The organism is Streptomyces sp. NPDC048566, from assembly GCF_043199735.1.
Classification (GTDB): Bacteria; Actinomycetota; Actinomycetes; order Streptomycetales; family Streptomycetaceae; genus Streptomyces.
In genome coordinates this window covers 1-20,415 of sequence record NZ_JBICWL010000034.1, presented here as the reverse complement: position 1 = coordinate 20,415, position 20,415 = coordinate 1, and the positions used below count along the sequence as shown (strand labels likewise).

The following is a 20,415-nucleotide window of genomic DNA, read 5'->3' as shown; positions in this document are numbered from 1 at the left end:
CGTGACTAGTCGGCGCTAGGGAGGCGAGGTCGAGGAGTCGCTGGGTAGCTGTGGTCACCATGGCAGTGTGCCTTTCTCAATCGAGTAGAGGAAACGTCCCGCGCAGCAGGTCTGCGCGGGAAGGTGCGGTCCACGGGGGCCGGGGGGCGGAGCTAGACATCGGGCGCACCTGGCCCGCGGCAGGCGTGCCGGGCAGTTGAGTCAGACAGTTCGGACCTCGTCGAACAGATGGGGGCCGGCTGGCCGAACCACGAGACTGACGTGCCAGACCCAGCACGACCGACGAGGCTGGACGATCTTGCGAGGAGTTCAGATGCGCAGGACAAGGAGAGCGTTTTCCGCTGCTCTCATGGCTATCGCGATTCTCGCCGTTCTCGGGGCACCCGCCGCGGCGGCGCCGATGCCCTAGTAGGGCTTGGTCAGGTCGGTATCGGTGTAGGTATGTCGCGGTGGCAGGTGGGGCAGGCACCGGTCCAGAGGGCGAGGAGTGTCTGTAGCTCGCGGACGACCTGGTAGAGGCTCAGGCCGGCGCCGCGTCTTTTGGGGCCCGGGCCAGTCGTTGCAGGGTGCAGAAGGCGTGGGCGACGGAGATGAGGGTGACGTGGTGGTGCCAGCCGTTCCAGGTGCGGCCCTCGAAGTGGGCCAGCCCGAGGGCCTGCTTCATCTCCCGGTAGTCGTGCTCGATGCGCCAGCGGAGCTTGGCGAGCCGGACCAGTGTGGTCAGGGGCATGCCGGAGGGCAGATCGGACAGCCAGTACTGCACCGGCTCGCTCTCACCGGTGGGCCATTCGGCCAGCAGCCAGCACACGGGCAGTTCCGGGCCGCCGGTGTGCTGGCGGACCTCGCGGCCGGCGGGCCGGATGCGCAGGGCCACGAAGCGGGAGTACATCCGCTTGCGGCCTGAGCGGCCGGTGCCGGGCCGGGAGCCCTCCCGCCACTGCACCGGCCGGGCCGCCTTCCGGCCCGCCGCGATGACCAGCTCCTTCACCGAGCGCGGCTTGTCGGGATACTTCGCCACCGGCGGGCGTCCCGTCCCGGAGTACGGCTCGGCCACCACCGCCGCGTCGGCGGGCTGGGCCGACAGCGTGGTGGAGATCCCCACCACGTAGTTCAGGCCGCGGGCCTGCAGTCCGTGCCGGAAGGCGGCGGCGTCGCCGTATCCGGCGTCGGCGATGGCCAGCGGCACGTCGAGTCCCCAGGAGCGGGTCTCATCGAGCATGTCCAGGGCCAGCTGCCACTTCTCCACATGCCCGACATCGTCCGGGATGCCGCACGCGGTGCGGCGGGCGACCTTGTCCGCATCGGCTTTCGGCGAGGCGGGATCCCAGGTCTGGGGCAGGAACAGCCGCCAGTTGACCGCCGCCGAGGCGTGGTCGGACGCGAGGTGGAGGGAGACGCCGACCTGGCAGTTGGTGACCTTGCCCGCGGTGCCGGTGTACTGCCGCGACACACACGCCGAGGCAGTCCCGTCCTTCAAAAACCCGGTGTCGTCGAAGACCAGGGCCTCGGGCCCGATCGCCTCCTCCATCCACCAGGCGAGCTGGGCCCGGATGTGGGCCGGGTCCCAGGGGCTGGTGGTGATGAAGTTGGCCAGTGCCTGCCGGTTGCCGTCCTCCCCGAGCCGGGCGGCCATCGGCTCGACCGACTTACGCTGCCCGTCGGTCAGCAGACCCCGCAGATAGACCTGCCCCCAGCGGCGCTGATCCTTGCGCGCGAACGGCTCGAACACCTCCGCCGCGAACCTCTCCAACTCACCACGCACCACAGCAATCTCGTCCGGAGTCACACACCCTCAACGCCGCACCCGTCCCGAAGGACACGCGCCACCACAACCGACCTGACCAAGCCCTACTAGAACTCGCACAGGGTACCGGTTGCCCAAGGGGCGGCTGACGGCTTCGGCACCGTCTCCGTGCTGTGCGTGAGCGGCTGCTACCAGTAGTACGCGAGGCGCGGACCTGGATGGCCACCTTGACTGGTGTGCGGCGCAGTCCCTGCACAGGGCCCGGCCGCGCTTGCGGGCCGGGTCGGGTTTTTTTGCGGGGCTCCAGTTTCAGAGCCTCGCGCACCGCTCGCAGCGGTGCGGCTGTACGGCCTGCTGCCCACGCTGCCGTACAGCAGGCCCGGGCTGAGTCCAGCGTGGGCGACGCAGGCTAGCGCAGGGGGTCGCGCATCATCGACGCAAACACTGGAGAGTCGGCGAAGGGCTGCTGGCAACCCACCTGCTTGTACCCCCACAACTCGTACACGGCCTTGAGTCGACCGCCGGACCGGAGCGGGTTGACCAGCAGCGTGACCCGCTTCTCCTGGCGCTCACTGAGCAGCGCCTCATGCAGGGCCTGAGCTGCACCCTTGCCGCGGGAACCCCGCCACTGCTTCCGCACGAGGATCTCGTTCAGCGCGAGGGTGCGGACACCGTCCTCAGCGGTGTACTCGGCGGGAAGCGGCTCTTTCTCTGAAGACCACCACTTCGTGTCTGCGTCCAGGGGCACGGCGAACACGTACCCGATCGGCTCGTCCCCCGCGTAGGCAACGACCGCTTCCCAGCCGGGCCGGGCCGCGTAGCCCTCCAGCCGCTCACAGTAGCGGTCGGGGGCGTAGAAGGGGTCATCCATCAGCCCGAACTCGCCGCGCACTTCGACGTGAATGTCGACGATCAAGTCGGCAACTGGCTCGACGTCGCTGGTGCGGTGGTAGGTGGTGGTGCCGTTCATGCGGCTGCCCTCCGGTGCTCTTGCCACGCCGCGGTCTCCGAGCTGCGCGGTGCGACTGCGGTGAGTTGAGTGGTGAAGCTGTCGAGGAGCATGCCCACGCGACCGTGCCGGGCCATGCTCGGGGCGACGCTGCGGGCCGCGGCGACGGCCGGCTCGATATCGCCCTGTCCGAGCTGGGCGAGCGCCAGGTTCGCGCACGTCAGGCCGCGGTTGCGTTCGAGTTCCGGCCTGAGTCCGGCGAGGCACCGGTACGCGTTGCGCTCCGCGTCCTCCCATTTACGCAGGCGCAGGAGCGCGAAGGTGGCGAGGCTGTCGAGCTCGGCTTGGTCGTAGAAGCCCATCCACGACGGCCGGTGCTTGGCCTTGTCGGCTCGCTCGTAGCTGGCCTGCGCGAGTCCGATCGCCCGCAGGGAGCTCCGTACGTCTCCAGCGTCGGCGTGGAACGTCGCGAGGCGGGCCAGGGCGAGCGAGGAGTACAGGGGGTCGCTGCGGGTGATGGACTGCTGGCGTGCGATCTCGGCAGCTCGAATGGCGTCGGCAGGGCGGCCGAGATGCCGGTACATGATGCCGGCGTGGCCCCATACGCGGAACAAGATGAACTTGTTGTTGGCCAGACCCGCGAGGGTCAGCGCCCGGTCCAGGTACGGCTCTGCCTCGTCCAGGCGCCGGCCGTCGACCGCGGCCCACATGGCGCTCGCGGTGAAGGCGGCGGCGACGCCGTATAGCTCGGATCGAATGCGGGTCGATGCGGCGTGTCTGTTCTGGAGCTCTACGGTCTCCTGCGCGAGGGCCGCGGCGTGGAACTGCAACTCACGTGTTCCGCCGTACTTGTTGTCCATGGCGACGACCGCGGCCAACTTGGCGTTCATCCGGTCGACGTCGGCCGAGCCGAGGCGGCGCTGTGTAGCTGAGGGGGCGGTCAAGGCGGCGCCTGCGGCTGTGACGGCGTTGAGGAAAGTGCGTCGGTACACGTCATCGTCCTCGGGTGCTGGGGAACCTGTCGTCTGTTTCCCCCGGAGAACGAAGCCTAACTCTGGGGCAGTTAGACCCGTCACTACGTGCAGAGCCTCTTTCAGGAGCGCGTTCGGTGACGCATGGTCCCCCCTGAGTAGCTTATACACGTGCCGCTCGTTGACTGTGCCGTAGCGGCCAGTTAACCCCTCGATGGCCTCGTTGAGCAGGGAAGTCATCTCTCTCTTGGACATCCCGTGCGCCTTCAGCCACGCCGCGAAGGCATCGTTGTGTGTCCTTGACATGACTGAACGTTAGGACTGGCGAGGGTGAAGAGGAGCAAAGGGAAAGTCAAAACGGCGGGGGTGTCGCACTCAACTCGCCTGCCATACGGCATAGCCTCCGACGCCATTACGGCGGTTGTCTGGATGCACGGAGCACGACAGCCAGACAGGGAGTCCCCCCTCGTGAACTCGTCGGAGCAGCGCCCCACAACTGCCGCAGTACCAGCGGCTGAACCACCGCGAGCGAGCACGGTCACGCTGCTGCCGCACACGGAGGAACAGCCCCGCTTCCAACAGTCGTGGCCGCTCAACGCCGATGCCACCGCCGCGTCGAAGGCGCGCGTCCTCCTGCGCACGTGGCTCACCATGACGTGGGACGGCAACGTCGACCAAGGCGCACGTGTGGCCGGCCATCTCGCGGAGAACGCTGTGCGCCACGGTGAGCCGCTTCAGCCGGGCAACCTCGTCTTCCTGCGGGTGTTCGTCCTCCCGGACACCAATGAGCTGGCCATCGGGGTCGAGGATGCGCTCCCGGAGTTCCCCGGGTTCGAGGAGCACGCCACACAGAGCAGTGACGTCCACGGCCCGCCCGGCGGGCTCTGGTGGGTCGGGCACTATCACGGCGGCTTGTCCTGGGACGTGACGAAGGACGACTGCGGTCAAGTCGTCGGCAAGACCGTGCAGGCCCTCATCCCCGCTACCTGGGACGGTGCCCCGTGACGCATGCCCCTCTCCCTCACCGTCCGGCCACGTGGAATGGTCGCGCGCCGGCCGAGCGCGCCACGTTCGCCACGAGCTCGGCGAACTTCGCGGCCGAGGACGTCGCGTCGGACATGGGTGATCTCGCGGCTCGGGTGCGAAATCTGTTGGACCTGCACCGCGGGGCACCGCTGAAGCTGCCCTTAGGCGGCCGGTTCTTCGACATCGTCGTCACCGCGAACGGTCCCGAGGCGCACGCGTGCGTGAGCCTGATGGACGAGGTTCAGCACATTCCCGGCCAGCGCTCACACGTTCCTTCCTGCGGCCCGGTGATAGAGGACCACGAGCGCGGGTGGCTGATCTGGTTCGTCCCGCCGGGGACACACGCCGTGTGGGAGCCCAACCGATACGGCACGTGCCTGGGCGCCCCGTACGAACTGGCACTCCCCCCGCTGGCCCAGACGGAGCCCCCTGGTCCGTACTGGCTGCGCCCGTGCCGAGGAGACCGCCTCGTGCCGGCCCACCCGCTGCATGACTTCCTCGACCGCTTTCAGCCTGGCCCGATCCCTCATGAGGAGCTTTTAGGAATGTTCCTGGGCTCCATCTCCTGATCTCCGCGTGCGGCGGGGGTGCTGCTCTCACTCCTCGGAGCCTCCGTCGCACGCGGTTCCACTTCCTGCCGCCGAGAAGTCTGGCCTGGCCTCCCCTTGGCGGCGGGGTCTCAACCGTGAGGGACAACGACGTGACCCACCACAGTGGAACCTCTGGACGTCTCACCACTCCTCGGCCTGGTGATGAGCGTCTGGAAGCCCTCCGAAAGCAGTTCGAACGGGAAGCCGTCGAGAGGGCAGCGCTGTACGGACGCACGATCCGTGTGGCGCCGTACACGCTGACCTGCCCGGGGGCCGAACGGTGTGCGGACCTCGAACCCATCGCGACCCATGTACGCACACAGGGGTGGCTCCCGACCCGCAGCACTTTCGGGGACATCGGGCCGCCGCTGCCGATCGCTCGACGGTCCGGGTTCGGCGCCGCTTGCAAGTACGCCGCCCAAGGGTTCGCCGAGGGGATCATCGCCATCGGCCGGCCCGCGATCACGATAGACAACGACGCCTACCGGGACGTTCTCGACTTCCTGAACGAGCGCGCCCTGTTCTTGACCTACCTCCCCTCCCAAGTCTCCTGATGCCGGACGGCGTTCTCCTGTCCAGGCGGCCCGGCACCAGGTAGCAAGCCCCTGCTCGGCCTCCGTGGGCCCGGCAGGTTGTCAGGAACCAACCGATCCGAAGGAGCATGCGATGTCCACAGCAACGATCCCGTTCGCCGCCCGCGCGGCAGCCCCGCCGCACCTGGTCAAGACGTCGATCGCGGGCGTCCAGTGGGACGGGGTCCGCCAGATCAACGTGGCGGGGGACGGCGAGCCCTGGCACACCAAGGCCCAGGCCGCGTCGACCACCGACACCAACCAGGACGGTCAGGGCGACGACGTCAGCGACCCGTACTACGCGCCGGCGTCATGACCACGGCCGCCCGCCCTGTGCTCGTCGTCGCTGAACAGCTCGATGCTGCGGCCGACATGGTCGTTGATCAGTTGAACCAGCGTGGCGTACCCGTGGTGCGGTTCGACGTCGCCGAGTTCCCCCAGCGGGTCACGCTGACGGGCTCGCACCAGCCGAAGGATCCGGGCTGGACGGGACTCATAGACGACGGGCGCCGGGCGGCGCGGCTTGAGGAGGTGCGGGCCGTCTACTGGAGGCGGCCCGCACGTCCCCGCATCGCCGACGCCGTCCCCGAGCCGTACGCCACCTGGGCGCAGAACCAGGCCGACGCGGCGATGCTCAACTTGCTCGCTGCCCTGCCGGGCGTGCCATGGATCAACAATCCGCACCACGACCGGATTGCGGCCCATAAGCCGCAGCAGCTCGTCGCCGCGACGCGCTCCGGGTTGACGGTGCCCCGCAGCATCATCACGAACAACCCGGCCGCGGCCCGCGCATTCGCCAAAGAGGTCGACGGTCCGCTGATCTGCAAGCCGATCCTCGGCGGACGACTCGACGTCGGCGGTGAGCAGCGTCTGATGGTGGCCACGCACCGCGTCGACCCGGGCGACTTCGACGACAGCATCACCACCACCGCCCACTACTTCCAGGAGGACATCCCCAAGGAGTACGAGGTGCGGCTGATCTCCGTGGGCGGTCAGCTCTTCGGAGGCAAGCTCACAACGACGAGCGAGGCCGCCGGAATCGACTGGCGAACCGACTACGACCACATCGAGTACGACACCGTGGACGTGCCCGAGCCAGTCGCGCACGCCGTGCGCAGGTTCCTCGCCTCCTACGGGATCGTCTTCGGAGCGTTCGACTTTGCCGTCACTCCGACGGGGCAGTGGGTGTTCTTCGAGAACAACCCGTGCGGAACCTGGGGGTGGGTCGAGAATCGAACCGGCCTTCCGATCGCCGCGGCACACGCCGACTACCTGATGGGAAACAGCGCATGACCCTGCCTGACGACGGCGCCACTGCCGCAGCCCGCCAGCGCATGGCCGCAGAACTCACCGCAGGCCACCCGAGCGAGTGGGCGGACGCGTTCGCCTCCGTTCCGCGCCATCCTTTCGTGCCCTGCTTCTACGAACAGGACCGCACCGGAGCCTGGCAAGGGATTGCGTCCGGAGACCCGGGCTTTCTTGACGTGGTCTACAGCGATGCCGCGCTGACCATCCAGCTCGACGACCAGGGCGTTCCCAACAGCTCTTCGAGTCAGCCGTCGGTCATGCTGGCGATGCTCGACGCGCTCGAGGTCGGTGACGGCCATCGGGTACTCGAACTCGGTACCGGGACCGGCTACAACACGGCACTGCTCTGCCACCGACTAGGCCAAGACAGGGTCACCACCGTCGACATCGACTCAGGACTCGTCGAAGCGGCGGCCGCGCGTCTTCTGCGCGCAGGATTCGCACCGACGATGGTGGTTGGGGACGGTGCGCGGGGCTACCCCGGTAACGCGCCGTACGACCGCATCATCGCGACCGTCGGCCTCCACGCCATCCCGAAACCGCTGCTGGAGCAGGCAGCGCCTGGCGCCGTGATTGTCGCCCCGCTCGGGTACGGCATCATCCGCGTCACCATGACGGGCCGCGGGCATGCTACCGGCCGCTTTCTGCCCACGACCGCCTACTTCATGGCCCGGCGCACGGGCAGCGCGGAGCCGCAGTTCGAGGCCGCGGCGCAGCAGGGCCCGTCCACGACGAGCGTCCCGCCGGCGGACGTGCTCGGCCGGCTCAAGTTCGCGGCCTCCGTGGCGCTCCCTGGCTATACGTCGTGCAGCTGGCGAAACGATCAGGGGGAGCTCGACGCGGTTGGTCTGTGGACTCCTGACGGCTCGACTGCGGTGGCGGACGTCTCAGGCTCTGTGCGGCAGGTCGGCCCTCAACGGCTCTGGGATGCCGTCGAGAACCTGGCGAAGGTGTTCACGGACGAACCGGCCCGTGACGCGTTCCTGTTGACCATTACTCCTACCAGGCAGATCGTGCACTACGAGGACACCGACGGCCCGAGCTGGGCCCTTCCGGCAGTGCTCTGACCTGCCCGCAGAGCTGCCCACGAGGACCTGGTGGAGTCGTCGTAGATCTGGCCGCCCTTGCGTCCGCGGCCGTTGCCAGTGTGCGCGGGGCGGTCGTAGGGGCGTGACCAGCCGCTCGGCTGGCCGGTGCGGGTGATGTGCTGGGCTTCGGGCACGCACAGCAGGCGAAGGCCGGCGTCCGCCACGGTGGCCACCTGGAACTGGTTCCACTGTGAGCCCTCCAGTTGTCCGGCTAGGACGCGGCCGGTGGTGCTGCGCAGCTCGATGCGGCCGGCGGGCCAGACGCGTGCGGTGGCGCCGGGGATGCTCCAGCCGGCCGATCCGTCGCTGAGGCGGGGGATGCCGAGGCGGTGGTCGGGCCTCATCTTCGCGAGGAGTCGCACCGATCTGGTGGGTACGGACGGGTGGCGGTGGTCGGCCGCCGGCGCGGCCTGGGCGATCGCGGTCAGCCACGCCGGGGCCAGCGCGTATGCGTCCGGGTGGAAATGGAGCAGGGCGGCACGGTTCTGGCCGTCGCCGGACCCTACGGCGGCCCGGATGAAGTTGCCATGCGGGGCGTAGCGGCTGACGAAGACCGGCCCGCGGCCGGTGGCGAACCAGACGCCTTCGCGGTCGGCGAGAGGGGACAGGTCCGCGGTGGCGAGCAGGGGTATGAGGTCGGACACGGCGCAGTCCTTCGGTCTCGTCTCAGGGGGCGGTGTGCTTGCTCAGTTCGGCCACTGCAACGGTGTGCGCCGTCTCGGTCCGTGCGCGGATCTGGTCGGCGAGGAGCTGCGCGGGCGTCTGCACGCCGGGGTCGCCCTGACGGGAACGGGTCGGCAGGTAGACCGTGATCGGCGGTACTCCGATGCCGTGCCTGCGCGCGGTGTCGGGGAGAACCGGGGTGATGGTCACGTGTGTGGAGGGCGGGCGGTTGAAGACGAGTTCGAGGATGCGGCCGTCGGCGTAGGTGATCCGCTGACGGTCCGGGCCGTCGCCGGGCTCGGCCCGCTCGGCCTGGAGGAGCTTGGCGACGCCGCGGGCGAGGGAGGCCAGGCCGGCGGGGGTGGTCAGATCCATGGGTGGTGCGCTCCTTCGGTGAGGCGCTGACGGGACCGCGTCCCGGTGGACGGTGCAAGGACTCAGCCGGGCGGGCCACCGGGGGTGCGCTGCTCGCGGCGTTCGGCGTCGCGCTGTGCGTCTCGGGCGGTGTATCCGGTGTCGCAGTGCGCTCGGCAGTACTGCCCGGCGGGCGCGTGGCAGGACTCGCACGGCTCCTGGAAGTCCACGGAGGGCAGCCACGGGCGGGGCTGGCTGTTTGGGGCTTCGCTCATGGCTGACTCTCCTGCGAGGCGGGGTTTCAGCGGCCCGGGCCCGGGGGTACATGCCGCAGGCCCGGTGCTGCGGAGGGTCAGAAGGTGCATGTACCAGCGAGGTTGGGGCGGCTCACGGGCACGATGGATGCGCAGCTCCGGACGCGTAGGTCGCTGGTGCGCTCGTAGTCCCGCCACCAGCGGGCATCGGGGTTCCATCCGCTCTCGCCGACGATGAAACCGAGCAGGGTGCCTTCGCCGTGCGTTCGGTACAGGCGCAGTCCCCACGCGTCGGGGTGGTCCGCGGCGGGTGAGGACAGCACGGCTTCGAAGACAGCGCGCACGGTAGCGGCGACCCAGGAGTCGGCGGGGTGCGGGGCGGACTCGACGAAGATACCGGGCGCTGCGGGATCGATACCCTTGAGCGCGGCGAGGGCGAGCAGGCGGGCGACCTCGTCGGGAACGACGACGTACAGGCGGCCCATGTGGTCCATCGTGACCGTCACGTCGCCGGTCGTGAGCGTGGGCAAGGTCGTCTCGATCGACGGGGTGCCTCCGGGTGGGTAGCGGGGCGAGTAATCGGCCTCGTGTGCGCTGTTGGGTGGTCCTGGGCCCGGCAGCAGGAAGCGAGTCGGTACGCCGTGGCGCGGTCGCATGTCCTGCCGCCGGGCGGCCTGTGGGGGCGGCGCCGGGCGGGGTTGCCTGGTCGGGTCCGGTCGGTGCTGTGGGTCAGATGCCGCTGATCGTGGGGTCGGCCTCCAGAACGGCGAGGGCGGCGCGGATGGCGGCGCGGGTCTCCTCGCTGGGGCGTGAGTAGGGGAACTTCAGCGTGCGTACAGCAGCGTCGAGTTCGTCGTCGCTCAGGTCATCGAGCTCCTGGCCGCTGCGGTAGAGGGCAACGGCGGTGGCCGTGGCCACGCGGCCCCGGTTGTAGGTGACGGCCTGAACCGCTGTGAGGTCGGGGCCGAAGATGTCGCGGGCGATCGGCGGCAGCGGCGGCCTGCCCGGTTCGAGCGCGCGGGCTGTCACGCGGATCAGAGGCGGGAGCAGGGTACGGAGCAGCGAGGCGAACAAGGCAACTCCTGGGGCTGGAAGGGTGCGAGGGTCTGAGGCACTGCCCTCATCGGACGGGTCCGGATAGCTCCCCGGACCTGTTACATAAATAATAGTGCTTATTGCTCACGTGTGAACCCACCTCTGACCTGCCGAAACGCGGCTGCCTCCCGTACTCCAGCCGTAGATGTGGAGCTTCATGCACACGCTCTTGCCTGTAAGGATCTACCCCGGGGCTCCGGTGCCGGCCACGAAGCAACGGCCGAGTAAGCGTGCCTCACGTCGTCAGCGGTTCCCGGCCGTCCGTCAGGTGGCGTTGGCGGAGGCGGGTGAAGGCGGTGGGGATGGGGCGGTGCGGGAGGAACGCCTTGATCCGCTGCGCGCATTCGTGTGGGCTTGCCGTGCTGGTGTCGCACTCCAGGTCGTAGTCGCCGTGTGCGTGGACCAGGCCGTACTGGTGCGCAGCAAGGCCCGATGGGCGGTCACCCCGGGCGAGCTCGCGGCGGGTCAGCTCGTCCAACGGGCAGTGGACGCCGACGAACAGCACGTCCTCGGGCCGCAGCACCGTCAGGCAGTCGAGCAGCCGCCACGGCTCGCTCAGCACATGGTCGACCACGAGGTTGTTGCCTGCCTCTGCCATGGCCGCGATCGAGCGGTGGAAGCCCATCCTGGTCCGCCGCAGCGCGGCGGCGAGTTCCTCCGCTCTGAGCTCCCGCTTACTGCGCATCGCGTTGAAGGCGTCGACTGCCAGGTGGAAGAAGACGCCGCCCCCCAGGATGTTCAGAAGCTCCCGGGCGATGCTCGACTTTCCTGAGCTGGAGGTGCCGTTGAGGAAGATGATCCGACCGGATGCCATATCGGCATGATCACACGTTGCCGACGCGGTTCACGAGATCTCCAGCGGAACTAGGGCACCAGCGGCTTTCGCAAGAGACCCCGATCTGCACATGGAATGTGATCGAGTCGGTGGGATCTGGCGCGGAGACGGCTGCCGCCACTGGGGATCATCGTGAGGTGTGTGGACTGACGGGGATGGCGTGCCGGGGCGGGCGCGGGTGATGGCTCGCTACTGCTCGGCGAAGCCGGCCAGCATGGCGACGATCCATGCTGGGCTGCCAGATATCTCGACGTCTACATCTCCTCCGCCGGGCCCGATGCCGACGCACACGGTGTCGTACTGAACCGGGCCGTGGCCGTCCGGCGGGGAGGGGCGTTGCCAGGTCACTTTGGTGGCGCGGTAGTTCTCCTCGATGTGTGCTCCGGGCAGGGCGCCGGCCACGGCCTCGGTCACGGTGCGCCGCTTGTGGGCCTCGGCGTCGTCCTGGGCGGTGAGCTCGGCGGCACGCTGTGAGGCTTGGGCGTGCAGCGGGTAGAGGCGCCGGGTGATCTCCTGGGCGACGTGCCGGGCGCTGATCGCCGTGACCCCGATCCGGACCCGGGAGCCATCCGGCAGGGCGGCGGAGACCTTGAGGCGGGTGGGCTGGGCGCCGTCGTACTGGCGCAGGCTCAGGCCGCGCCCCTCGTCATCGATGATGAGGCGGGACAGCATGTGGTCGTAGTCGGGGGCGGTGCGGCAGTGCGTGCCCAACTCCCGGGCCACCTCGTCGGCGAAAGCCGCGAACTGACTCTGCGTGTTCAACTCCGTTGGCATGGGGTGGTGTTCACCTCTCCGGTCTCGTTGTGGCGGGGTCTTCGCTCCCCCGTGAGTTACGAAGGGCGGGTCTCCCGGCGCGGTACGCGCGTACGGCGGCGAGGGACAGGCCGAAGAACACGGCGTCGGGGAGTGCATCGACGACCAGAGCCGCGTTCACGAATCCGCTCCCTGCTCGTGGTCGCGGATGAGCGCGGCGATTGCGCGTGCCGACAGGACACCGCTGGTGTGAAACGCCTCTACGTGTGTGGTCTGCCACAGGCTGGCCGGGCGTGAAGGGGTGATCTGGTTGCTGGTGGCGGGTTCGATGGTCCAACGGCGGCCGTGCGGGTCGGTGACGGTGTAGGTGAGCAGTTCGGGGCGGTCCTGGTTGCCGTTGTCCTGCCAGGTGAGGCCGGCGGCGGTGAGGGCGTTGCCCAGTTGAGTGCAGCGGGCGGGTGTGATGTGGGCGAACGTGGCCACGGCGGGGGTTCTCCTTCGTCCGGCGCTCGCGCCCGGCTGGCGGCTGCGGTGCGCGCTACGTGTAGCGGGCAACTTTCCGGCGGCGGGAGGCGGCGGCGCGCCGTTCCCGTTGCCGCTTCCGGTCCCGGCCGATGCGCTCGTCGGTCTCGACGGCTGCGCGGCGTGCGGCGGCCGCGGCCTCTTCGGCGCTGGCGGCCTTCTGGTCGCACGCGGCGGAGGGGGACGCCCCACGGGGCGGCCACCCCCTCCCACGGCGTAAATAATAGTGTAAATGGATGAAGTGTAATTCCCTCTCTGTCCTGCGCCTTACTCCGGCGGGGTCAAGGGGAGGTCGGCGACCAGGACGGTGGCGTTGTCGGCGTGGCTGCTGGCGTGGTCGATGGCCGCGGTGACGAAGGTGTCGGCGGCCCGCCGGGGGTTCCTCCAGCCGAGGTAGCGGGTGAGGTCGCGGCAGGAGTCCTCCAGGGGCTCGTACGCGCCGTCGCTGGCGAGCAGCAGACGACAGGCGTCCGCGGGGGCGGTTGCGGACTCGATCGCCGGATGGTTGTACCGGCCCTTGCACTCGTCGTCGGACTCGACCGCTCCCAGGTAGGACGTCACCCTGTTGCGGCTGCCGCCGAACACGCGCCGCGCGTTGTGGTCGGCGGTGAGACGCCGGAGGGTGCCGCCGGGGGTGAGGGCGTAGGCGCGGACGTCGCCGCACCACGCGACGGTGGGCGGCTTGCCCGGCACGGCCACGGCAACGGCCGCGCACGCGTTGGGCAGGTCCGCCAACGGGCTTTTGCGCTCGGGCTCGGCGGCGTACCGGTCGTACTCGGCACGCAGGCCGGCCTCGGCGTCACCGCTGCGGGCGGCGGCCCGGGCGATGCGGCGTGCGGCGGTGCGGGTCCAGGCCTGTACCTCGTCGCTGGAGCCGATCCCGTCGCACAGCACGTACGCGCGGGTCCCGTTGTGGGTGTGGGTGGCGGTGGCGTCGCACTGGTGGGAACGGTCGCCGATCAACTGTGCGGATGCGTGGGCCATGTGAGCTCTCCTTGGGTCGGGATGGATGAGCCGACTGGGGGTGCGGCCTGCTCGGCTGGACGGCGAGTTGCGGGGGTGTGGGTCTCGGTGTCGGATGCCTGGCCGGTGGGCGCCGATTGCTGGAGGAGGCGGGGCCCCCTCCAGCAACCGCAATAATAGTGCAGCCTCAGGGGTAGGTGAACCCACCCCTGAGCTGCGCAGTTATGGACGTGCTCCCAACGCAGTTTCCAGGGCGCGACGTTGGGCCTGCTGCTGGAGCGCGTTGTTGGCGGGCTCGTCATGGTCCCGGTAGTCGGCTACCACCACGTATCCGCCCGGCACGGTGTCGAGTCGTAGGGCGTCCGGGCCCCAGTCCTCGGACACGTGGCGCGGGAGGTGCTCGATGTCGTCGACCTCGACCTGGGCGGCCCATGCGGTCACGTCACCGCCGAACTGCCGTCGCCAGTTCAGGAGGATGGGGAAGAGCTGCCCGCAGTCGTCGACCAACGCTGCGGCGCGGGCCTGGCCGGGGGGCGGGCACTCGGCGTAGGTGGGGGTGTCGGGGTCGGTGCGCTCTCCGAGGGTCATGAGCCAGCGCATCATGCGTTCTCCATCCGTGCAGTGGTGGGCGTGCTGGTCTGCGGGCGATGGGCGGTGCGCCGTGGCCGCTGCTGGGTGCGCAGGGAAGCGGCTTCGGCCTCGGCGTTGCGGGCGCGGTCGTGCTCGCCGGCGGCCTCGGTGAGGCAGTAGGGGCCTAGCCAGGCCTGGACGTCGACGTCTCGGGCCAGAGAGCCGTCCCGGTTGGCGAGCATGAGAAACAGGGCAGGGTGCGGGTGGGCGGTGAACCAGCGGGCGACGGTCCACCACGCGGTCACGGCCGCGCGCAGCGCGGGCCGGGCGGCGCGGGCCTGGTCTTCGAGGCGGGCGGCCGCGCTGCGGTGGTAGTCGGCCGACCAGGTGAGGAACCGCAGCAGGGCGGGGGTGTCGCGCCTCCGGGCGGCGGTGCAGATCTGAGGGAAGTCCGCGCGCTGCTCGACGTGTTCGGCGCACGCGCGCAGAACGGCGGTGAGCGTCTCCGCCGTCCTGGGCGACGGCTGGTGTCCGGCGACGGACTCCATCGGGTACACGGACATCTGGGGGCGGTCGGCGGGCGCGTCACGGTAGAGGGTGAGACTGCCCCGGTAGCCGGTGCGGCTGCGGGCGAGCCGCGGGAGTGTCTCGTCGGGCGCGGGCTTGGCCTCCTGGAAGGCGTTGACGGCGCCGAGACAGGCTCGCACGGCGGTGAACTGGTCCCAGTGCCGCACGTGATGCGTGCCGGTGACGTGGACGCATCCGCGCATGACTCCGCCCAGGTCGAACACGACGGAGTCGTGATCCCGGGGCCGGGCGGTGGCGTGCACGGTGCCGGCGGGCGTCTCGACGCTCAGACTCGGGCTCATGGGCTGCTGCTCCTGGTGATAGTGACGCGCGGAGGATGCCACCCCGTGCGGCCCGGGTTGATGCCTGGGTCGCACGGGGACGGGGCGGTTAGTACAGGTCGGCGATGTGGTCGCAGACGGCGTCTGTGATGCCGTCGGGGTTGCAGTTGGCGTCGACGTGGGGGAGGTGGCGGACGTCGCCGTTGGTGTCGTTGCGCAGGTAGATGTCTCCGGCCTCGCACACTCCGATGGTGAACACCGTGTGGCCGATGCGGAGGTGGCCGGTGCGGCCTCCGGGGCCCGCTGCGGCGCCCCACTGGTCGCCGAGACGCAGAACGGCCTTGCGGGCGACAGTGAACAGCCGGTCACCGAGGATGGGCGCGCTGCCTTCCTCGTCGTAGGGCGGGTGGGTCCACTCGTAGGTGTAGGCGTCGGCGTGGCCGCGCATGGCTGCTCCTCGATGCGGTGGCGGTGGCGGTGGTGTGGTGGGCGGTTCGGGGTCTCCCCACGCCCGACGAAGGGGAGGGGCGGGCGCGGGGAGACTCGGCGGCGGCCAGTGGCGTGCCGGCCTCGGGGCCGTGTGCCTTCCCCTCAGGGGAGGTCGGGGAAGGCGCACGGGGCTGGTGGGCGGCTACGGCTGCGGGACGTGGTTCCAGCAGGTGTGGCCGGTGCCGTCGGCCCGCGAGCGGGGCCACAGGCGGGAGAGATCGTGTTCGGCTGCGGGGTAGGCGCATTCACCGCACGGCGGGCCCCAGGTGTCGGGCTCGTCGGCCACTTCGGCGGTGTAGATGTCCGGGGTGCTCCAGGGGAAGCCTCCGGGGTCGAACCGGACGGAGGTGTCCGGCATGAGGTGGGCCCACCCTGCGGGCCACCCGACTACGGGTTTGCGGCGGCATCGGGCGATGGCGTCGCGCACGGCGCGGCCGCGCCATAGCTGGCTGGCGCCGGTCGGCCCGGTGACGCGGTAGGCGGGCGCGGTGATTTGCTCGTCGGGCCGGTTGATCAGGACGCCGGATGCCCGGTCGGGGGTGAACGTGGCGGTGCAGTGGTTGCGGGTCTGGCGGTAGCGGACGACTCCGTCAGGGGTCATCGTGGCTTCGCTGGAGAACCAGAAGTTGAGGTTGCCGCGTAGGAAGCGGTCCAGTCCCTCGCCGTTGGTCCAGTGGCCGAACTCGGCGGTGCGGGCCGGGTAGTCGCCTGCCCGGCCCGCGTGTTGGGCGTAGCGGGCGTGGATGTCGGCGGCGTCCATGTGGAGGTACGGGCCTTCGGTCCCCCGGTCGGGGATGCGGTAGGCGATGAGCCGGGTGCCGGGGAGCGGCTGCCGGGCGGGGATGTCAGCGGGGTCCGCGGTGGGCGTGGGCGTCTCAGCCACGGGGGCTCTCCTCGTTGATACCGGACGGCTTGATCAGGGTCGGGGCGGGGAGGACTTCGCGGTCTACGGCGGAGCTGCCGGGGGCCGGAGTGACGGCCTCTTGGGCGGCGGCGGTGTCCATGGGGTGCAGCCACCCGTGCTCGATGGTCCAGCCGTACGCGCGGGGGCGGGGCTCGGCGGCCGTGGTGACTATCAGCCCTGCCGTCGTGACGGTGCTGCCCTCCAGCGCGAACAGGAGCAGCATCGAAAGCGTGCTGTAGTCGTCCGGGTCCAGAACGGCCATGCGCATCGGGTTCGCCGACAGAGAGAGATCAGCGGACTGGAAGAGTGCGGCGCCGTCCGTGCGTACAGCCGCGAGGCTCAGCGTGTGCTGTCCGGGGCCGATCGCCTGGAACAGGGAGGCGAGTACGTCCAAGGTGCGATTCTCGGCGGCCCTGATGGAAGCGTCGTCGGGGCGGATGAGTTCCGGGCGTGCGGACATGGCGGGTTGCTCCTTGGCGGGAGGTGAGCAGCAAAAGGCCGGCGGGGCCGCCCGGGGGCGGCGGTGGGCGATACGGCGCGTGCGTGCCCGTCACGGCAAGAGACTTCGTGGGCGCGCGCTCTGCTCCGCAGGCGCGCTTCTCTGCCGCTACGCGGCGGTGGCGGGGAGGTCGCGCTCCGCGCTTCCTGGGCGGTGGGAGCGCTCCGCGCTTAGGGCGGGTGGGGCCGTGCGGGCCGGGTCGGGGAATTTCCCGACCCGCACGGAGTCTCCGGGCCGTGTACGGCGCTTCGGGGAGCGCTCCGCGCTCCCGGGGCCCGTGTGGGCCGGGCGGGGGTCCCGACCCACACGGGGGCTCGTCGGTCGCCGGGAAGGGCGACTACTTCGAACGCTGGGGGTGTTGGGCCCGTGCGGGCCGGGTGTCGGGGTCACCCGGCCCGCACGGGGGTCTGTCAGCCGTGTGCGGCGGCTGCGGTGAGCGCGGGCAGTGCGAGTGCTTCCAGGGCGGCGGCCTGGTCGGCGTCGCCGAGGGTCTGCGCGGTCGACGTGACGGCCTGCATGACGCCTCCGGCCGTCATCTGCCCACCCCGCACAAAGTGGGAAAGGATCGTCTCCTTCGTCTCCTTGCTGATCTTCAGCGCGGTCGTGACGTGCTCGATGGTCTTGGTCGGCTCGGCGACCGGCTTACCGGCTGCGGCCTGGATCTCGCGGAGCTTCGCCTCGACGTAGTCCCGGGAAAGAAACGTCTTCACCGCGTCGGCGGTCTTGGACGTGATGACCTCCAGCTCCTTGCGCTGGGTCTCCACCGACCAGGACACGACACCCTCGTCGTGCTTGGCACCGACGTGCACGGCGCGCATGACGTCCATGGGCATGGTCAGGCCGTTGGTGCACACCTGCATGACCACGCGCGGGGTGACCGACCATGCCCCGGCCCCGACTTCGCTGTTGGTGATGACGAACCCGGCCGACACCATCGGGAGCTGGTCACCGGTGCGCCCGTCGAACGGGGAGCGGTAGCCGCTGAGAAGCTCGGGCGCCCTGACAGCGACCGCTTCGGACTGGACGCGCACGTACATGCGGCGGTCGGTGAGGTCGCACCCCGTGACGTTGGTCGGGTGCCCGGCCTTCTGCACGCCCTCCAGTGCGGCGAAGAGGATGTCCAGGTTGTCCATGACCTTGTAGCTGTCGGACATCAGCGCGCGGGCCACGCCTTCGGCCGGTGCGGCGCCGGGGGCGCTGTCGCCCTTGAGCGCGCGGAGCATGAACCGGCGGTGCGGGTCCTGGCGGAGCCACGCGTTGACGTTCTCGTCCAGGAGCGGCACGTTCTCCTCGCGCATGCGGCGCAGGTAGCCCACCGGGATCTTCAGCTTCTCCGCGATGCCCTCGTCCGCAACGGCGGTGGGCCGGTACGTGCCGTCAACGGTGGTGACCCCGTCGGCCGTGATCTGCTGCTCGATGCCCTCGACCTGGACGTTCCCGTCCCGGAACGACAGGGCGGATGCGGCCGTGACGACGTCCAACTTCCGGTCCCGGTGGTCCTCCAGGATGGTGACCAGATCCCGGAGATCGGCGTTCCGGGCACCTCGCGGGGCTGCTGCGGTGGCGCGCTCTGCGTACTGCTGAGTCATGCGATGTTCCCCTTCGCTGTTGGCTTCTGCGGTTCGGGGGGCGGGGCCACCGCCCCCCGAACAACGTCAATAATAGTGTAAATTAGGAGTGAGTAAACCCGCCCCTGACCTGCGGCTTTTCCTAGTCTCCGTCCATCCCCAGGAAGGACACGATGGCCTCACCCCAGTGGAAGTGCTCAAAGAACGCGAGCGGAACGAGCGCGAACACCCCGGCCAACAGGTAGTCATCGGCCTTCGCCCACGCGCGGACGGCCGTGCGGCGCACGGCCCGGCGCCAGGTGATCTCTACCGTGACCTCGCACCCGAACACGCTCGGGTGAAACTCGCGGTGAACCCGCCCCAACTTCCCGCCGGGACGCGACACGTGCACGTGGTGCGTGCCCGAACGGTGCTGAGTGATCCGTTCGAACTTCCATGCCAGCCCGGCCGCGTCGCCCGACTGCCCGTACAGCTTCCGGCCCGCCTCAACCTCTCGGCCGGTCGCACACGAAATGAGCTTCATGATCGTTTTCCCCTTTACCGATCACGGGTTCTGATTCTGTGTGGACTTGCCGGGGGAGTGACGGGCCTGTCCGTCACTCCCCCGGAGTGACGGGCTAGCTCAGGAAACCGCGCGATTCGAGGAACTGGCCCATGATGTGGGCGATTCCCTGCGGCTTGTAGATCTGCGGGAAGTGGCACATTTCCACTTCGGTCTGTCCGTCTTCGTTCGGCTCGGGAAGCTGGTGAACGAGCCGGTAAGCACTGTCGCCCGTCGGCATTTCCAGGACGACCGGTCCACGATTGGTGTTGACGCGAATCCCCGTGTACTTGTCGTCGACGTTGTGGAGGATATCGGCCCCCGCGCGCCGAACGGAAAGCGGAAGAAAGTTCGCGACCTTGCGGGCCTGAATGGCAAGGCCGGTCATCGGCGCGTCCGCTCCGCGTACGCGGCTGACAATGCCGTCCGAAATCTTGATTTCCACGGTTTCCCCTTCGTTGATCCTTGCGGTTTCCGGGGGTCGCCTCCCCCAGGACTCAAATAATAGTGCATGTTGAGTTGGGATGGAACCCCTCTGTTGTGCCCGATGTTGCGTACCGGGTTGCTTTCTGACGTTGCGTTAGATGTTGCGTTGAAGGTTGCGCGACCAATCAGCCGGCTTCGACAAAACCGCAGGTCAGAGGCCATTTTAGGTTTGGTCGGATTGCTGACATCCCCTCAGCAGCCACAATCCCGCACAGAAAGAGGAAAGAGAAGGAAAAGAAAGGGGGTGTGGTCGGGCGGCGGCGTCGGGGATGGGGCTCGTCTGGTGAGTGGTTGCGCGGCGGGCGGCGCCGCCGCGCTCCTACGGGTGGGGGTGTGTCAGGCGCTCGTGTGGGGGCGCCTGACGCTGTGGTGGGTGTTTGTGGGTGCCCGGAGGGCATCCCCGCCTGTCTCACGGCCTCCTGACCGTTCCTTAGTCAAAGCCGTGTTGCCGGTGGTTGGGCCCGGAGGGCTCAACTCTTCCCGGATTTCCGTGATGTAATGATTCCACGGAATTCCGTGAATTCTCTTTCTCTTCAACGGTCGAAATTCGGAGAATTCCGACCGCTCCACCGGGAGGTGCCCGGAGGGCTCCTCCCGCCCCCGGCACCTATAAACCGGCCTGACACCCCCTCAAAACCCACCCCAAAACCTCAACCCCCCACCCCCACACTGCTTTTCGTGCCGGAGGCACGCACCCTTTTCGGGAATGGCCGGAGGCCATCCCCGAAAAGGGCTCCGCCGGAGGCAGGTATTTCGCGCGCAGACGTTCGAGGAGGTGCCGCGGAGAGCAGCCCGACGAGCTGGAGGCCGCGCCCGCCTTCGT

At 69.4% G+C, this 20,415-nt stretch carries 26 protein-coding genes; 6 read left to right on the top strand and 20 right to left on the bottom strand.

The window, feature by feature from the left end; genetic code table 11:
- Window positions 1-520: 520 nt before the first annotated feature.
- From ACGFS9_RS30280 to ACGFS9_RS30270, 3 genes are all read right to left on the bottom strand, one after another.
- A complete protein-coding gene (locus ACGFS9_RS30280; RefSeq protein ID WP_393257576.1) occupies window positions 521-1,786 on the bottom strand; it encodes an IS701 family transposase in 1,266 nt (421 codons plus the stop codon).
- 367 nt (window positions 1,787-2,153) lie between these two features.
- Window positions 2,154-2,714 (bottom strand): N-acetyltransferase, encoded by a 561-nt coding sequence (locus ACGFS9_RS30275; RefSeq protein ID WP_393257574.1) that lies wholly within the window; start codon window positions 2,712-2,714, stop codon window positions 2,154-2,156.
- Entirely contained in the window at window positions 2,711-3,685 is a 975-nt protein-coding gene (locus ACGFS9_RS30270; RefSeq protein WP_393257571.1) for a Tat pathway signal protein, read from the bottom strand. Before ACGFS9_RS30270 ends, ACGFS9_RS30275 begins: the two co-directional genes overlap by 4 nt.
- Before the next feature lie 447 nt (window positions 3,686-4,132).
- Here ACGFS9_RS30270 and ACGFS9_RS30265 point away from each other — a divergent pair, with 447 nt between their 5' ends.
- From ACGFS9_RS30265 to ACGFS9_RS30240, 6 genes are all read left to right on the top strand, one after another.
- Window positions 4,133-4,669 carry a hypothetical protein gene (locus tag ACGFS9_RS30265; RefSeq protein ID WP_393257569.1) on the top strand — a complete coding sequence of 179 codons (537 nt, stop codon included), beginning with the start codon at window positions 4,133-4,135 and terminating at the stop codon, window positions 4,667-4,669.
- A gap of 134 nt (window positions 4,670-4,803) precedes the next feature.
- Window positions 4,804-5,259, top strand: a complete 456-nt coding sequence (locus ACGFS9_RS30260) for a hypothetical protein (protein ID WP_393257567.1) — start codon at window positions 4,804-4,806, stop codon at window positions 5,257-5,259.
- A 116-nt stretch (window positions 5,260-5,375) separates the two neighbouring features.
- Window positions 5,376-5,834: a hypothetical protein gene (locus ACGFS9_RS30255; protein WP_393257564.1), complete on the top strand. Its 459-nt coding sequence runs from the start codon at window positions 5,376-5,378 to the stop codon at window positions 5,832-5,834.
- 112 nt (window positions 5,835-5,946) lie between these two features.
- The gene (locus ACGFS9_RS30250) at window positions 5,947-6,168 is read left to right on the top strand and encodes a hypothetical protein (protein ID WP_393257562.1); all 222 of its coding nucleotides are present in this window, start codon (window positions 5,947-5,949) and stop codon (window positions 6,166-6,168) included.
- Window positions 6,165-7,145, top strand: coding sequence for an ATP-grasp ribosomal peptide maturase (tgmB, locus tag ACGFS9_RS30245; protein ID WP_393257560.1), 981 nt, complete (start codon window positions 6,165-6,167; stop codon window positions 7,143-7,145). Before ACGFS9_RS30250 ends, tgmB begins: the two co-directional genes overlap by 4 nt.
- Entirely contained in the window at window positions 7,142-8,227 is a 1,086-nt protein-coding gene (locus ACGFS9_RS30240) for a methyltransferase domain-containing protein (RefSeq protein ID WP_393257557.1), read from the top strand. Before tgmB ends, ACGFS9_RS30240 begins: the two co-directional genes overlap by 4 nt.
- Here the strand turns inward: ACGFS9_RS30240 and ACGFS9_RS30235 are convergent.
- The 17 genes from ACGFS9_RS30235 to ACGFS9_RS30155 form a co-directional block, all read right to left on the bottom strand.
- The gene (locus ACGFS9_RS30235) at window positions 8,179-8,892 is read right to left on the bottom strand and encodes a hypothetical protein (protein ID WP_393257555.1); all 714 of its coding nucleotides are present in this window, start codon (window positions 8,890-8,892) and stop codon (window positions 8,179-8,181) included. The genes ACGFS9_RS30240 and ACGFS9_RS30235 overlap by 49 nt on opposite strands.
- Window positions 8,893-8,914: 22 nt before the next feature.
- Complete coding sequence (locus ACGFS9_RS30230; RefSeq protein WP_393257553.1) at window positions 8,915-9,286, bottom strand: hypothetical protein; 372 nt, start codon at window positions 9,284-9,286, stop codon at window positions 8,915-8,917.
- A gap of 62 nt (window positions 9,287-9,348) precedes the next feature.
- Window positions 9,349-9,540, bottom strand: a complete 192-nt coding sequence (locus ACGFS9_RS30225; protein WP_393257551.1) for a hypothetical protein — start codon at window positions 9,538-9,540, stop codon at window positions 9,349-9,351.
- A gap of 77 nt (window positions 9,541-9,617) precedes the next feature.
- Complete coding sequence (locus ACGFS9_RS30220; RefSeq protein ID WP_393257549.1) at window positions 9,618-10,049, bottom strand: hypothetical protein; 432 nt, start codon at window positions 10,047-10,049, stop codon at window positions 9,618-9,620.
- 199 nt (window positions 10,050-10,248) lie between these two features.
- Window positions 10,249-10,593 (bottom strand): hypothetical protein, encoded by a 345-nt coding sequence (locus tag ACGFS9_RS30215; protein ID WP_393257547.1) that lies wholly within the window; start codon window positions 10,591-10,593, stop codon window positions 10,249-10,251.
- A 256-nt stretch (window positions 10,594-10,849) separates the two neighbouring features.
- On the bottom strand, window positions 10,850-11,428 hold the full coding sequence (locus tag ACGFS9_RS30210; protein ID WP_393257545.1) for a chloramphenicol phosphotransferase CPT family protein: 579 nt from the start codon (window positions 11,426-11,428) through the stop codon (window positions 10,850-10,852).
- Between the two features lie 210 nt (window positions 11,429-11,638).
- The gene (locus ACGFS9_RS30205) at window positions 11,639-12,223 is read right to left on the bottom strand and encodes a hypothetical protein (RefSeq protein ID WP_393257543.1); all 585 of its coding nucleotides are present in this window, start codon (window positions 12,221-12,223) and stop codon (window positions 11,639-11,641) included.
- A gap of 156 nt (window positions 12,224-12,379) precedes the next feature.
- The gene (locus ACGFS9_RS30200; protein WP_393257541.1) at window positions 12,380-12,685 is read right to left on the bottom strand and encodes a hypothetical protein; all 306 of its coding nucleotides are present in this window, start codon (window positions 12,683-12,685) and stop codon (window positions 12,380-12,382) included.
- A gap of 306 nt (window positions 12,686-12,991) precedes the next feature.
- A complete protein-coding gene (locus ACGFS9_RS30195) occupies window positions 12,992-13,708 on the bottom strand; it encodes a protein phosphatase 2C domain-containing protein (protein ID WP_393257539.1) in 717 nt (238 codons plus the stop codon).
- 201 nt (window positions 13,709-13,909) lie between these two features.
- A complete protein-coding gene (locus tag ACGFS9_RS30190; protein ID WP_393257538.1) occupies window positions 13,910-14,290 on the bottom strand; it encodes a hypothetical protein in 381 nt (126 codons plus the stop codon).
- Window positions 14,287-15,126 carry a hypothetical protein gene (locus tag ACGFS9_RS30185; protein ID WP_393257536.1) on the bottom strand — a complete coding sequence of 280 codons (840 nt, stop codon included), beginning with the start codon at window positions 15,124-15,126 and terminating at the stop codon, window positions 14,287-14,289. Before ACGFS9_RS30185 ends, ACGFS9_RS30190 begins: the two co-directional genes overlap by 4 nt.
- Window positions 15,127-15,214: 88 nt before the next feature.
- Entirely contained in the window at window positions 15,215-15,553 is a 339-nt protein-coding gene (locus tag ACGFS9_RS30180; RefSeq protein WP_393257534.1) for a hypothetical protein, read from the bottom strand.
- Window positions 15,554-15,736: 183 nt separating this feature from the next.
- On the bottom strand, window positions 15,737-16,477 hold the full coding sequence (locus ACGFS9_RS30175) for a hypothetical protein (protein ID WP_393257532.1): 741 nt from the start codon (window positions 16,475-16,477) through the stop codon (window positions 15,737-15,739).
- Window positions 16,470-16,958, bottom strand: a complete 489-nt coding sequence (locus ACGFS9_RS30170) for a hypothetical protein (protein WP_393257530.1) — start codon at window positions 16,956-16,958, stop codon at window positions 16,470-16,472. Before ACGFS9_RS30170 ends, ACGFS9_RS30175 begins: the two co-directional genes overlap by 8 nt.
- Window positions 16,959-17,407: 449 nt before the next feature.
- Window positions 17,408-18,586 (bottom strand): DUF932 domain-containing protein, encoded by a 1,179-nt coding sequence (locus ACGFS9_RS30165; protein ID WP_393257529.1) that lies wholly within the window; start codon window positions 18,584-18,586, stop codon window positions 17,408-17,410.
- 121 nt (window positions 18,587-18,707) lie between these two features.
- Window positions 18,708-19,088, bottom strand: a complete 381-nt coding sequence (locus ACGFS9_RS30160; protein WP_393257527.1) for a hypothetical protein — start codon at window positions 19,086-19,088, stop codon at window positions 18,708-18,710.
- Between the two features lie 94 nt (window positions 19,089-19,182).
- Entirely contained in the window at window positions 19,183-19,551 is a 369-nt protein-coding gene (locus ACGFS9_RS30155) for a hypothetical protein (protein ID WP_393257525.1), read from the bottom strand.
- Window positions 19,552-20,415 lie beyond the last annotated feature (864 nt).

Coding starts and splice junctions, on each gene's coding strand:
- ACGFS9_RS30275 (WP_393257574.1), bottom strand. CDS start 2,714: ATGAACGGCACCACCACCTACCACCGCACCAGCGACGTCGAGCCAGTT.
- ACGFS9_RS30210 (WP_393257545.1), bottom strand. CDS start 11,428: ATGGCATCCGGTCGGATCATCTTCCTCAACGGCACCTCCAGCTCAGGA.
- ACGFS9_RS30225 (WP_393257551.1), bottom strand. CDS start 9,540: ATGAGCGAAGCCCCAAACAGCCAGCCCCGCCCGTGGCTGCCCTCCGTG.
- ACGFS9_RS30190 (WP_393257538.1), bottom strand. CDS start 14,290: ATGATGCGCTGGCTCATGACCCTCGGAGAGCGCACCGACCCCGACACC.
- ACGFS9_RS30205 (WP_393257543.1), bottom strand. CDS start 12,223: ATGCCAACGGAGTTGAACACGCAGAGTCAGTTCGCGGCTTTCGCCGAC.
- ACGFS9_RS30180 (WP_393257534.1), bottom strand. CDS start 15,553: ATGCGCGGCCACGCCGACGCCTACACCTACGAGTGGACCCACCCGCCC.
- ACGFS9_RS30185 (WP_393257536.1), bottom strand. CDS start 15,126: ATGAGCCCGAGTCTGAGCGTCGAGACGCCCGCCGGCACCGTGCACGCC.
- tgmB (WP_393257560.1), top strand. CDS start 6,165: ATGACCACGGCCGCCCGCCCTGTGCTCGTCGTCGCTGAACAGCTCGAT.
- ACGFS9_RS30160 (WP_393257527.1), bottom strand. CDS start 19,088: ATGAAGCTCATTTCGTGTGCGACCGGCCGAGAGGTTGAGGCGGGCCGG.
- ACGFS9_RS30170 (WP_393257530.1), bottom strand. CDS start 16,958: ATGTCCGCACGCCCGGAACTCATCCGCCCCGACGACGCTTCCATCAGG.
- ACGFS9_RS30250 (WP_393257562.1), top strand. CDS start 5,947: ATGTCCACAGCAACGATCCCGTTCGCCGCCCGCGCGGCAGCCCCGCCG.
- ACGFS9_RS30240 (WP_393257557.1), top strand. CDS start 7,142: ATGACCCTGCCTGACGACGGCGCCACTGCCGCAGCCCGCCAGCGCATG.
- ACGFS9_RS30230 (WP_393257553.1), bottom strand. CDS start 9,286: ATGGATCTGACCACCCCCGCCGGCCTGGCCTCCCTCGCCCGCGGCGTC.
- ACGFS9_RS30195 (WP_393257539.1), bottom strand. CDS start 13,708: ATGGCCCACGCATCCGCACAGTTGATCGGCGACCGTTCCCACCAGTGC.
- ACGFS9_RS30165 (WP_393257529.1), bottom strand. CDS start 18,586: ATGACTCAGCAGTACGCAGAGCGCGCCACCGCAGCAGCCCCGCGAGGT.